The 11,876-nt window shown below is 73.7% G+C and carries 11 protein-coding genes and 1 pseudogene; 5 read left to right on the plus strand and 7 right to left on the minus strand.

The features are described from left to right. Nucleotides 1-41: 41 nt before the first annotated feature. A complete protein-coding gene (locus tag O7553_RS09300) occupies nt 42-959 on the minus strand; it encodes a PAC2 family protein (protein ID WP_281554413.1) in 918 nt (305 codons plus the stop codon). Between the two features lie 436 nt (nt 960-1,395). On the opposite strand from O7553_RS09300, the gene O7553_RS09305 reads away from it, so the two are divergent. Further along, on the plus strand, nt 1,396-2,358 hold the full coding sequence (locus tag O7553_RS09305) for a hypothetical protein (protein WP_281554414.1): 963 nt from the start codon (nt 1,396-1,398) through the stop codon (nt 2,356-2,358). Nucleotides 2,359-2,446: 88 nt separating this feature from the next. Here O7553_RS09305 and O7553_RS09310 read toward each other — a convergent pair whose 3' ends face one another. From O7553_RS09310 to O7553_RS09335, 6 genes are read right to left on the minus strand one after another with little or no spacing between them, the layout of a single operon-like run. Then, a complete protein-coding gene (locus O7553_RS09310; protein WP_281554415.1) occupies nt 2,447-3,304 on the minus strand; it encodes a GDSL-type esterase/lipase family protein in 858 nt (285 codons plus the stop codon). Between the two features lie 38 nt (nt 3,305-3,342). Continuing rightward, complete coding sequence (locus O7553_RS09315; protein WP_281554416.1) at nt 3,343-4,311, minus strand: NAD(P)-dependent oxidoreductase; 969 nt, start codon at nt 4,309-4,311, stop codon at nt 3,343-3,345. After that, on the minus strand, nt 4,308-5,459 hold the full coding sequence (locus tag O7553_RS09320) for a cytochrome P450 (RefSeq protein ID WP_281554417.1): 1,152 nt from the start codon (nt 5,457-5,459) through the stop codon (nt 4,308-4,310). The genes O7553_RS09315 and O7553_RS09320 overlap by 4 nt, the downstream gene beginning before the upstream one ends. Then, complete coding sequence (locus tag O7553_RS09325; protein WP_281554418.1) at nt 5,452-6,942, minus strand: class I adenylate-forming enzyme family protein; 1,491 nt, start codon at nt 6,940-6,942, stop codon at nt 5,452-5,454. Before O7553_RS09325 ends, O7553_RS09320 begins: the two co-directional genes overlap by 8 nt. Before the next feature lie 25 nt (nt 6,943-6,967). After that, nucleotides 6,968-7,756: a glycosyltransferase gene (locus O7553_RS09330; protein ID WP_281554419.1), complete on the minus strand. Its 789-nt coding sequence runs from the start codon at nt 7,754-7,756 to the stop codon at nt 6,968-6,970. Further along, a complete protein-coding gene (locus O7553_RS09335; protein ID WP_281554420.1) occupies nt 7,753-8,781 on the minus strand; it encodes a ketoacyl-ACP synthase III in 1,029 nt (342 codons plus the stop codon). Before O7553_RS09335 ends, O7553_RS09330 begins: the two co-directional genes overlap by 4 nt. Nucleotides 8,782-8,933: 152 nt before the next feature. Here O7553_RS09335 and O7553_RS09340 point away from each other — a divergent pair, with 152 nt between their 5' ends. The 4 genes and pseudogenes from O7553_RS09340 to O7553_RS09355 all read left to right on the plus strand — a co-directional run. After that, a complete protein-coding gene (locus O7553_RS09340) occupies nt 8,934-9,200 on the plus strand; it encodes a DUF6343 family protein (protein ID WP_281554421.1) in 267 nt (88 codons plus the stop codon). Nucleotides 9,201-9,552: 352 nt separating this feature from the next. Then, complete coding sequence (tuf, locus tag O7553_RS09345) at nt 9,553-10,740, plus strand: elongation factor Tu (RefSeq protein WP_281554422.1); 1,188 nt, start codon at nt 9,553-9,555, stop codon at nt 10,738-10,740. 168 nt (nt 10,741-10,908) lie between these two features. After that, entirely contained in the window at nt 10,909-11,523 is a 615-nt protein-coding gene (locus tag O7553_RS09350; RefSeq protein WP_281554423.1) for an ATP-dependent Clp protease proteolytic subunit, read from the plus strand. 27 nt (nt 11,524-11,550) lie between these two features. Then, nucleotides 11,551-11,784 (plus strand): annotated as a pseudogene (locus tag O7553_RS09355) (helix-turn-helix transcriptional regulator); the annotation flags it as partial. Between the last annotated feature and the right edge of the window lie 92 nt (nt 11,785-11,876).

Genomic DNA, 11,876 nt, shown 5'->3' on the forward strand with positions numbered 1-11,876 from the left:
TACCGGCCGGGTGACCCGGGGGAGGGCCGCCCCCGGGCCGGTCAGCCGGGCAGGTCCCCGGGCCGGGTCTGCTCGGCGAGGAAGCGCTCCAGCTCCGCGCCGAGCTCGTCGGCGGTCGGCAGCGGCCCGCTGGACTCGGCGAGCAGGTTGGTGCCGGACCGACCCCGGGTGAAGCTGTCGTACTGCTCCTCCAGCGCACTGACCAGGGATCCGGCCTCTTCGGTCTGGGCGACCTGCCGGTCGATGTCCTCCCGGACCGCCTCGGCAGCGCTGTGCAGCTGCTCGGTGGGCAGCAGCAGACCCGTGGTCCGCGAGACGGAGTTGAGCAGTAGCTCGGCGGCGGCCGGATACTCGGCCTGGGCCACGTAGTGCGGGACGTGCACGGCGAAGCCCACCGCGTCGTGGCCCTGCTGACCGAGGCGGTACTCCAGCAGGTGCCCAGCGCTGCCTGGCACCTGGACCCGCTGCAGCCAGGGTTCGTAGCCGCTGATCAGCTCGCGACGGCTGGCGTGCGCGGTGACCCCGGTCGGCCGGGTGTGCGGCACCGCCATCGGGATGGCGTTCAGCCCGATCGTGGTGCCGACGTTGAACTGGCGGTGCACCGCGATCGCCGCAGCGGTGAACCGTTCCCACTGCAGGTCAGGCTCGGGGCCACCGAGCAGCAGGAACGGCGTGCCGGCGTCGTCACGCATCAGGTGGACTTCGAGCCGGGGCTCCTCGTAGTGCTCCCAGTGGTCCTCGACGAAGAGCATCACCGGCCGGCGGGACCGGTAGTCGAGCAGCTGGTCGATGTCGAAGGTGGCCACGACCTCGTGCTCGAGGGAGGCGAGCAGGTGTTCACGGGCGAGTCGGGTCGCGTTGCCGGCGTCGACGAAACCCGTCATCGCCTGGATCAGCACCGGCTGACCGAGCTCGGGCACCTCGTCGACGACGTCGTAGAGCTCGTGTGGGTCGAGCACCGGGCGCAACCTCCTCAGAACGGTACGGCGGGTACGGCATCTCCAATTGCGGCAACGCTAGTCCCATGCCGGCGCATTCCGGTTTCCGGGCGTCGATCCGACGCGGCGGACTACTCACGGTCCGGTAGCGGACACGACAAGTCGGCAGTCGCTGGTCGGCTCCTGCCTGTCCGGGGGATGCCGCATTCGGCGGGACGGGTGATGCCCGCCGGTCGGACGGGGGAGTGGCGGGGTGGTGGCGGGAGGTGGTCAGTTAACAGGTGATGCAGGCTGTAGTAAACAATGATGGGCGAAATATCGTTTACCGGCGGTTTGCCGTGATCGACGTGTCATGCCGATGTCGCTGAGGGATCGCCCGATTACCTGGTGAAGAATTGTGGTGTCCATCACAAAATCACCCTGGGTGATCGAGCTGCGGTCTGCCTAGCCTCGTCGAATGCCTGATGACGACACCACAAGGAGCGAGGACACCACCCTGAGTCGCGATGACCGTTCGGCTGATGTCCCCTCGGACACCACGCCGACCGGCGCGGCCCGGGCCGTCGCCCGGTGGGAGCGCCTTCGCAACCGGCTGCCCGCCCTGTCATACCCACACTCCGCCCGACCAACCCTCCCATCGCTCGGAGCTACCCTGCGTCACCGCCCCAATGCCCGGACGGCGCTGGCCGCCGCCGTCGTCTGCGCCCTCGGCGTAGTCGCGGCGGTCGAGTCGACCGCCGATTCGCCGGCGGCGACCGGGCCGGCTCCGGCCGCTGCCGAGGCCGACCTGCAGCGCCGGGCCGACGCGGCCGACGCCGCGTCCCGGGCCCAGCGCCCCGAGCCCGGCGAAGGGGAACCGGCGGCCGCCGCCGCAGCCCAGGCCGCTGAGACCACCGAAGCACCGGCCGACCCGGACGTCGCCGCTGCGGAGCCCACCGAGACCGCCGAGCCCGCCCCGGAACCGACCTCGACCACCGTCGCCCCGGTCGCCGGGCTGTCCCAGGTGCAGATGGACAATGCCACGGCCATCGTCGACGCCGGCCTGGCGTTGCAACTGCCGCGCCGGGCCATGGTGATCGCGGTGGCCACCGCGATGCAGGAGTCGACCCTGCTCAACCGGGCCAGCGAGGTGCTGCCGGAGTCCAAGAACTACCCGCATCAGGGCACCGGCTGGGACCACGACTCGGTCGGACTGTTCCAGCAGCGCACCAGCACTGGCTGGGGGGCGGTGGCAGACCTGATGAACCCGACCTACTCGGCGACCCAGTTCTATCTGGCCCTGCAGCGGGTGGCCGGTTGGGAACAGCTGCCGTTGACCGTCGCCGCCCAGGCGGTGCAGGTCTCGGCGTACCCGGGGCACTACGCCCAGCACGAGGCCGCTGCCGACGCCGTGGTCACCGCGGTGCTCGCGGCCCGCTGAGTACCGCCTGTCCCGTTCCGCCCGTCCCACGGACCGACCGGAACACCGGTCACGCCCTTCGGCGGCGTACGCCGCCAGCGGCCCTTGGTCACCCGGCCAGGCCGCTGGCGGCGTACGCCACTTCGGCCAGCAGGTTCTGTCCGTCGGTGTCGGGGTGGAAGTAGTCCAGCCGGTTCAGCTGGTCCACGGTGAACCGGGTGTCGTGCACCGCTCCGTCGTCGAACCGGCACCGGTCGCCGTACGCCCGGCAGACCCCGGCCAGCTCCCGGTTGTACGCCGCGACCCGGTCGCGTACCGCCGCCCGGCGCTGTGTCGCGGCCTCGTCGGTCGCTGTGGCGTCGGCCAGCAGCGACGGACACACGCCACGGTCCCAGGCCCGCACCACCCGCTCCTCGCCGTGCCCGATCTCCCACAGCCGGTACAGGTCGGGGATGCTCAACACCAGGACCTTCGCCTGCGGTAGCCCGTCGCCCAGCACCCGTAGGGCCCGGTCGACGTCGTCCCGGAACGCCGCCGCCGAGGTCATGTCCTGCGGTGTCGCCCGGCACACGTCGTTCGCGCCGATCAGCACCGTCACGTACTGGGCCGAGACGTCCACCGCCGACGCGGCCTGGTCGGCCAGCGCCGCCGCCCGGGCCCCCGGCACCGAGAAGTCGTGCTCCTGCCCCTCCATAGCGGGATTGATCTCGGCGATCCGTTGGTAGAGGCTCTCCACCCGGAAACCGTCGCCGGTGGACCACGAGTTGCGCCGGCAACTGGTCAGTACGATGCAGGAGCCGTACCCGGCGGTGATCGAGTCGCCGAGCGCCGCCATCGACGACGGCAGGTCGGTGCCAGGTGGCGGCGGTGCCGGCGTGCCCGGCCCGTCGCCGTCCTCGCCGGCTTCGCAGGCCAGCGCCACGAGGGCGCAGACAGCGGCGGCGCCGGCCACCCAACGTCGGTGCATCCGGACCTCCAGCGAGACGGAAAGCGACGGAAGGGTAACTATATGCGTCGGCGTGGATCTGGCGACACCCACCGGCCCCGGTGGGTCGACAGCTCCGCCAGGAACTCGGGCAGGGTCCGCCGGGGCACCCACCCCTGGGCGTACGCCCGACCCAGATCCAGCACCGTGCCGTACGCCAGCTGCTCCACCGCGTACCGGGTCAGCCGCCCGGTGCCCGGCACCCCCAGCCGGGTCACGCCGCCGGCCAGCGCCGCAGCGCCCAGCGCCACCGGAACCGGCACCCGCAGCGGCCGCGCCGGTCGCCCAGCCGCCGCCAGCACCCGGGTGACCACGGCGTCGCGGGAGTACGGCGTCGCGTCGGCCACGTTGTACGGTCCCGGTGGCCAGCGCAGCGCCGCCAGGCAGGCGTCGGCCAGGTTCTCCACCGCCGTCAGGCTCAGCGCCACGTCCGGACCGGGCACCGGCACCCGACCCCGCCGGACCGCGGCCAGCAACCGGGGCAGCAGATGCGGGTCGCCGGCTCCGTACACGGCCCGGGGCCGCAGCACCACCGCGTCGGCCGCCAGCGCCAGCCGCTCCCCGGCGGCCTTGGTCCGCCCGTACCCGGTGGGCTGGCCGTCGGTCGGGTGATCCTCCCGGATCGCGACGCCGTGCCGACCCGGCCGGTAGACGCTGGCGCTGCTCACCCAGACCACCGGCCGGTCGGCCGCCGCCCGCAGCAGCCGGGCGGTGCCCGCCACGTTCACCGCGTGGTACGCGGCCTCCGCCGCCGCGCCCGGCGGCGGATCCCCGACCGCCGCCGCCAGATGCACCACGACGTCGACGCCCCGCAGGTCTGGAACCTCCCGGGCGGCGTCCCACGGCACGTGCCGACCCACCGGGCCGGGTCGACGGCCCACCGCCACCACCTCGGCACCGGCCGCTGCGGCGGCCCGTGCCACCGCCGATCCGCAGAAGCCACTGGCACCGGTCACCGCGACCCGCAGCCCGGCCAGCCGGATGCTCACCACCGGGTCGCCCGGACCGTCAGCCGGGCCCAGCCCGGCAGCGCCGAACGCCGGTCCACCCGCGCCCCCGTCACCACCGGCCGGTACGGGGCCAGCGCGGCGAGCACATCGTCGAGCTGGGCGTGGGCCAGCCGGGCACCGGGGCAGTGGTGCGCCCCGGTGCCGAACACCAGATGCCCGACCGCCACCGGCACCGGCACATCCGGATTCGGGTGCGGCGCATCGGCGCGGGCCGCGTGCCGGGCGACCAGCAACAGCCGGTCGCCGGCCCGCAGCCGGGTACCCGAGCGCAACCGGCTGCCGGCCCGTCCGGCGGTGCCGGCCAGCTCGGCGGCACCCGCCACCACCCGGGGCAGCACCGGGCTCGGCGCGGTCACCCGCAGCAGCTCCGACACCAGCACGGCCCGCGAGTCGGCGCGGTCCGCCGCCGGCCACAGCCGGTCGTCGGCACACCAGGCGACGGCCCGGGGGATCGCCGCCACCGTGGTGTTGACCGAGGCGACGGCCAACATGCCGGCCCGGGCCGCCTCGTCCGCCGGACCGCCGAGCAGCCGGGCCAGCTCGGCGGCGGCCGACGCCGTGGCGGCGCGGTCCCGGGCGGCCCGGCCCGGCCAGCGCAGCCCGGGCAGATGCTCTCGGGCTGCGTGCGCCGCAGCGGACCTGGCCGCGGCGGTCAACGCGTGCGCCGACACCGACACGTCCAGCATCGCGGCGGTACTCGCCCCGGCCAGCTCGGCCACCAGATCGACGACATCCACCTCGGCCCCGTCGCCCAGTGGTACCAGCCGCCGCCGCAGCACGTCCAGCCAGACCGGGCGTAGCCGGACGACCCCGTCGGCGCCGTACACCGACGCGGCGGCCCGGCGGGTCCGCCGGTGCCCGGCGCCGTCCTGGTCGAACAGGAACCCATCGCCGCCGGTGGCCCGGCGTGCCGTCCCGGCGGTGGTCCGCTCGGCCGAGCGGTCCAACGGGACCCGACGCAGCGCTTGGGCGAACGGCGCGGCGTCGTGCACCAGAACGGTCCGGCCGATCCGGCGCACCGGCGCGCGTCGGGTCGCCGCCAACAGGGCGAACAGCACCGGATGGCTACCCAGGTAGACCAGCCGGTCCCGGCGGCGGCCCCGCCGGGTCGGTCGCTGTTCATCCATCGCCGGCCACCCGCGCCGCAGCTCGCGCCGTTACCTGCGCCGCCACCTGAGCCGCCGCCTGCCGGTCCGGCTTGCGGGACCGCCCGGCCAGCGGAACCCGGGCGAACACCACCCGGTCCGGCCGGGCCGATCCCATCCGGTCCAGCACCGGCCGCAACGCGACCCGCAGCCGGGCCCGGTCGGCGCCCGGCTCCGGCTGCACCACGGCCACCAGCCGTTCGTCCCCGTCGTCGGCCGGCACGCCGACCAGCACCGCCAACGCCACCCCCGGCACGTGCAACGCCGGCTCGTACAGGCCCGGGTAGATGTTCTCCGCCGCCCGCAGCACCATGTCCTTGCACCGGCCGGCGAGCACCAGCCGGTCGCCGTCGAGCCGGCCGACGTCGCCGGTGGCCACCTCGGCCATCGGCGGTTCGCCGAGGTACCGGTCGGCCTGCCCCGGACCGGACAGTCGCACCTGCCCGGTGTCGTCGACCCGGGCGGTCACCCCCGCCAGCGGCCGGCCCACCAGGTCCCCGTCGGCGGCGTACCCGCGCTTGTCGGCCTCCTCAACGGCTGCGGCCGGGAACAGTTCGGTCAGCGCGTACACCCCGTACGCCCGGTCCGCGCCGGCCCGCTTGACCCGGCCCAGCAGGGCGGCGCTGACCGGGGCCGAGCCGCTGAACACCCGCCCGGTCAGTCGGGGCGAGTGCTCCAGCACCGCGCGCAGTTGCGGTGGTGTCAGGTACGTCGCCTGCGGCCGCAGCCGGATCAGCTGCCGGGCCAGCAGCGACGGCGACCGGGCCGGCAACGCCACCGGCGCGCCGGCCGCCAACGCCGGCACCAGCACGAAGAACGTGCCGCCCAGCACCGGCACATCGGGCTGCGGGCCGACCAGCCCGGTCACCGCCCGCATCCCGGCGGACAACCCGGCCCGGGTGTGCACCACCGCCCGTGGCCGGCTGGTCGTCCCCGAGGTGAAGACGATCACCGCGTCACCGTCGCCGTCGAACGCCGCTGGTAGCGGGCCGGTGCCCGCCGGCAGCGCCGGCGCGCAGCCCGGCAACCGGCGCCCGACCGTACGGACCGGGGCGATCCGGGTCAGATCCGGCAGCGCCAGGTGCGCGCGGCGGGCCAGCGGACCGGCCCAGCCGGCCACCGCCTGCGCCACCGAGTCGGCCAGCACCAACGCTGGCTCGGCCACGGCGAGCCGGGCGGTCAGCACATCCGGACCGGCCGTCGGGTCCAGCACCGCCACCCGCACCCCCAGGTGGTACGCGGCCAGCAGTACCGCCAGCGAGCGGAGGCCCGGGCGTACCGCCAAGCCCAGGGTGTCCCCGGCGGCGAGCCCGTGCCGGGCCAGCGTGGCGGCGTACCGGTCGGTGAGACCGGTCAGGTCACCGGTGGTGGCCCGGACCCGGCAGCGGCCGGTCAGTGCCGTGGCGGTCAGCACCGCCGGCCGGTGCGGGTCGGCGCGCAACGTGGCCGCGAGTCGGTCCAGCATCAGCGGCCTCCGTCCCGGCGTGCGGTCACCGGGGATCCTCGGTCAACGGGCCGGCACCCCGGTCCAGGTACCAGGCGGCGGTGCGCCGCAGGCCGTACGCCCGCAGCCGCCGGGTCGAGTTCTCCACCACCATGTCCCGGCGGTGGATGATCGCCGACGTGTTGCTGCGTACCCGGTTGAGGAAGGTCCGGTCGGTCGGTGACGGCCGGCGCGGCATGCCGCCGCACGCCTGGTACAGCTCGGTGGTGACCGCCATGTTGTTGCCGGCGTGCATCCGGTACGGCGCCAGGTAGCCGTCGCCGCGTCGGTGTGCCGGCCGCAGCCGACCGAACGCCGCGGCGAGGAGCACCAGCAGCCGGAACCCGGCCCGACCCAGCGGGCCGTGCTCGTCGCGGCGGGCCCGGATCGCGCCGCAGACCAGCCCGGCACCGCCGGCCAGCCCGGCCCGGGCCGCCGCCACCCAACCGGGGTGCGGCAGACAGTCGGCGTCGGTGCGGGCCAGCCACCGGGCGCCGTGCGCGATGGCGTACCGGAAACCGGTGTCGACCGCGGCGCCGACGCCCTTCTGCGGTTCCTGCAGCAGCCGGACTGGAAACGGCGCGGCCGCGGCGAACCGTTCGACCACGGCGGCGGTGCCGTCCGTGGAGCCGTTGTCGACCACGACCAGGGTGAAGTCCCGGTCGGTCTGGTCGGCTAGCGCGGCCAGCGTGGCACCGATCCGGGCCTGCTCCTGGTACGCCGGCACCACCACCCACAGCGGCCCCGCACCGGCCGCCGCCGGTGCGGCGGGTGGCTGCTCGACCGCCCGGGTCACGGCTTCTCCCAGACCATCGTCATCACACTGACCCCGCCACCGAGGCCGACCGCCAGCACCCGGTCGCCGCTGCGCAGTCCGGCGTCGATCCGGGCCAGCTGCACGCCGAGGGTGGCGCTGGCCAGGTTGCCGAACTCGGTGACCGTCACCTCCAGCTTCTCCTTCGGCACCCCGGTGACCTCGATGAAGCGTTCCAGGTACGGCACGCTGACCTGGTGCACCAGGACGCGTTCGTAGTCGACCCAGTCCCAGCCGGTGCGCCGCCGAACCCGGTCCAGGATGTCGGTGCCGATCCGCTCGAAGACCGACCGCAGGGCGTGCCCGTCGCCGTGGAAGTAGGTGTGCTCGTCACCGCGCGGATGCCGGGAGCCACCGCCGAAGATGCCACCGACCGCCCAGTGCCCGGACCGGGTCTCGGTGTCGACGTCGACGATCCCGCCGTTTGACACCGGCTCGACCAGCACCGCCGCCCCGCCGTCGCCGAACGTGTAGCCGGCGAACGACGACCGGGCCTGCGCCATGCTGTCCAGCCGGGGACGCATGACCCGGGTCGGGGTCTCACCGGTGACGACCAGCGCCCGCCGCGCCCGTCCGGCCACGATCATCGACCGGGCCAGGTCGATGCCGTTGATGAAGCTGTTGCAGGCGTTGCTGACGTCGACCGCGTGCGCCGATCCACCCAGCTCGGCCTGGACGATGTGCGCGGTCGCCGGCTCGACCATGTCCCGGCTGGCCGAGGCGAACAGCAGCAGGTCGACGTCGTCGGCGGTGCGTCCGGCGGTGTCGAGCGCTCGCCGGGCGGCCCGCACCGCGAACGTCGAGGCGTACTCGTCGTCGGCGGCGACCCGGCGCTGTCCGATGCCGGTCATCGTGGCGAACAGGCCGGGTGGCAGTGCGACGTCACTGGCGGCGGCGATCCGGTCCTGCAGGTCGGCGGTGGTGAGGGTACGGTCGGGGAGGCTGACGCCGACCCCGGTGATGCCGACCCGGGGGACGGGCCACTCCGGTCGCGACGAAACGTTCATCGGCTCAGCTTCCTGCCGGACCGGCCGGTCCGGATGAGTAGGGGTGCTCAGCCCGACCTGGTGGTACGGGCCGACGTCGGTAGCTCGTCGTCGAGCCTCAACGGGCGCGTTCGCGAGGTTACGGCCCGGTGTCTGCCGGGTACAGCCCGGGGATGGCCACGAAGTCGCAGCCCAACAGGGCCCGGGGTACCGTCGGTCACGCCTACAGCGCGTTGAATCTGCGGCTGGCGATGGCCGGTTTCGGGCTGGTCTTCTGCACCGTGCTCGGGGCGCTCGCCTGGCGGGCCGACCTCACCGCCGGCGCGGTCGTGCTGTGGGTGCTGGCCGTGATCGCCGTGGTCGACCTGGTCGTCGTGCAGCGTCGCCGCCGGGCCCGCCGGCGGGAGCAACCGGGCGTACGGCATTCGCTGTTCGAGTGATGCGGGGTTCGCGCCGTCCGCGCGACCCGGGGTCTCGCCGTTCGGGTGAGCCGGAATTCGATGGCCCGGCCCGGCGTTACTGGCTAGCGTGACCGCCATGTTCGGCACCGTCGGCGCTGTGCGGCCCGCAGGTCTTCACCTGCCGGGCGCCGCCGTCGTGTGCGCGTGGCTGGCTGATACCCGAGGCTGACCCTCCTCCCGCTGCGGCAGAACCACGGAGGAGGGTGGCCCGGTCCCTCCGGCGCCGCCCGTCGACGGGTGCGCCGGGCGGCGTGGTTCTGACGCGGTCGGGCGGTCTGGCACCCGCCCGCGTTCGTCGTCCGCCAGCTCGTTACCAACCTGGAAGATCATCATGGCCAAGAGTCAGTTCGTGCGGGCGAAGCCGCACCTCAACATCGGCACCATGGGTCACGTCGACCACGGCAAGACCACCCTGACCGCCGCGATCACCAAGGTCCTCGCCGACCGGGACCCGGCGGCCAACCGGTTCGTGTCCTTCGACGGCATCGACCGGGCGCCGGAGGAGGTCTCGCGGGGCATCACCATCAACATCTCGCACGTCGAGTACGAGACCGCGACCCGGCACTACGCCCACGTGGACATGCCGGGCCACGCCGACTTCGTGAAGAACATGATCACGGGTGCGGCACAGGTGGACGGGGCCATCCTGGTCGTCTCCGCGCTCGGCGGGGCGATGCCGCAGACCCGCGAGCACGTGCTGCTGGCCCGTCGGGTCGGGGTGCCGTACCTGGTGGTGGCGATGAACAAGGCCGACGCGGTCGACGACCCGGAGCTGCTCGACCTGGTCGAGCTCGAGGTCCGCGACCTCGTCGCCGAGTACGGGTTCCCCGGTGAGCAGGTGCCGGTGGTACGGGTGTCGGCGCTGCGGGCGCTGGAGGGCGACCCGCGCTGGGTTGACTCCATCGTGGAGCTGCTCGACGCGGTCGACCGGTACGTCCCGGTGCCGCCCCGCGAGCTGGGCGAGCCGTTCCTGATGCCGATCGAGAACGTGCTGACCATCTCCGGTCGGGGCACCGTGGTGACCGGCGCGGTCGAGCGGGGCGCCCTGCGGATCGGCGACCCGGTGGAGGTGGTCGGGCTCGGTCCGACGCTGTCGACCGTGGCGACCGGGCTGGAGACGTTCGGCAAGTCGCTGGACACCGCCGAGGCCGGCGACAACGCCGCCGTACTGCTGCGCGGGGTCAAGCGGGACCAGGTGCAGCGGGGCCAGGTGGTGGCGGTGCCCGGCACCGTCACGCCGCACCAACGGTTCCGGGCCCGGCTGTACGTGCTGACCACCGCTGAGGGCGGCCGGCACACGCCGTTTTTCGCGAACTACCGGCCGCAGTTCTATTTCCGTACTACGGACGTGGTCGGGTCGGTGCGGCTCGCCGACGGCGCGATGGCCATGCCGGGCGACACCGTCGGAGTGACGGTGGAGCTGGGTAGGCCGGTCGCGATGGACGTCGGGCTCGGCTTCGCGGTCCGTGAGGGCGGCCGTACGGTGGCTGCCGGCACGGTGGCCGAGCTGCTCGACTGAGCCACGGGGTACGGCCCTCCGGCCCGGCCGGAGGGCCGTACCCCGTGGACGGCGCTCGGATCGCCTTCTGCTCACAGCAGATCTCCTGTCAGCAGAAAGGGCAGCGGTCCGGACCGTCGCCAGTCGAAGCTGGTAGCCACATCACCGTGATCGAGAGGGGCGTCACTGATGCGGCACACCAGTCCCGCGATGGCTGCGGACGGCGCGACCACCGGCTTCGGCGACCAGGTCTTCCAACAGCTGCTCAAGGAGCGGGTGATCTTTCTCGGCACCCAGGTCGACGACACCTCGGCCAACACGATCTGTGCGCAGATGTTGCTGCTGGCGGCCGAGGACAGCGAGCGCGACATCTTTCTCTACATCAATTCGCCGGGCGGCGTGATCAGTGCCGGCATGGCGGTCTACGACACGATGCACTACATAGGAAACGACGTGGCGACCGTCGGCCTCGGTCTCGCCGGGTCGATGGGACAGTTCCTGCTCTGTGCCGGCGCGCCCGGCAAACGGTACGCCCTGCCGCACACCCGGATCATGATGCACCAGTTGTCCGGCGGGATGGGCGGCAGCGCCGCCGACATCGCCATCCAGGCGGAGAACATGCTGCACATCAAGCGGACGACGATCGAGCGGATCGCGTTCCACACCGGGCGCACCCGCGAGGAGATCGAGCAGGACTCCGACCGGGACCGGTGGTTCACCGCAGAGCAGGCCCGCGAGTACGGCATCATCGACCAGGTGATCGCCACCACTGCGCAGCTGTCCGCCGTTGGCGTCTCCAGCTGACCGGGCGAGCCAGGACGGAGACTTTCGATGCTGCTGCGACAGGTCATCGGGCGGGTGCTGCGCCGGCTCCGGCAGGACCAGGGTCGCACCCTGCAGGACGTCGCCCGCGCCGCCGGCCTGTCCACGGCGTACCTGTCGGAGCTGGAGCGTGGACGCAAGGAACCGTCCTCGGAGATGTTGGCGTCGATCTGCCGGGCGCTCGGCGTCGCGCTGGAGGAGCTGTTGGCGCAGGCGATGCAGGAGCTGACCCGCAGCCGTCCGATGGCCACCGTCCGCTGTCGACGATCTGTCCGGCCCTCGGGCGGGTCTCCGTCGGCCACCCGAGGGCGACGGGGACGGGTGGGTCCGTCCGC

The sequence above is a fragment of the Solwaraspora sp. WMMA2059 genome (genome assembly GCF_027497315.1).
In the GTDB taxonomy this organism is placed as follows: domain Bacteria; phylum Actinomycetota; class Actinomycetes; order Mycobacteriales; family Micromonosporaceae; genus Micromonospora_E.

Excerpts from the sequence above, each read along its gene's own strand:
- O7553_RS09305 (WP_281554414.1), top strand. The coding sequence starts at position 1,396 with ATGCCTGATGACGACACCACAAGGAGCGAGGACACCACCCTGAGTCGC.
- O7553_RS09310 (WP_281554415.1), bottom strand. The coding sequence starts at position 3,304 with ATGCACCGACGTTGGGTGGCCGGCGCCGCCGCTGTCTGCGCCCTCGTG.
- O7553_RS09320 (WP_281554417.1), bottom strand. The coding sequence starts at position 5,459 with ATGGATGAACAGCGACCGACCCGGCGGGGCCGCCGCCGGGACCGGCTG.
- O7553_RS09325 (WP_281554418.1), bottom strand. The coding sequence starts at position 6,942 with ATGCTGGACCGACTCGCGGCCACGTTGCGCGCCGACCCGCACCGGCCG.
- O7553_RS09335 (WP_281554420.1), bottom strand. The coding sequence starts at position 8,781 with ATGAACGTTTCGTCGCGACCGGAGTGGCCCGTCCCCCGGGTCGGCATC.
- O7553_RS09340 (WP_281554421.1), top strand. The coding sequence starts at position 8,934 with ATGGCCACGAAGTCGCAGCCCAACAGGGCCCGGGGTACCGTCGGTCAC.
- tuf (WP_281554422.1), top strand. The coding sequence starts at position 9,553 with ATGGCCAAGAGTCAGTTCGTGCGGGCGAAGCCGCACCTCAACATCGGC.
- O7553_RS09350 (WP_281554423.1), top strand. The coding sequence starts at position 10,909 with ATGCGGCACACCAGTCCCGCGATGGCTGCGGACGGCGCGACCACCGGC.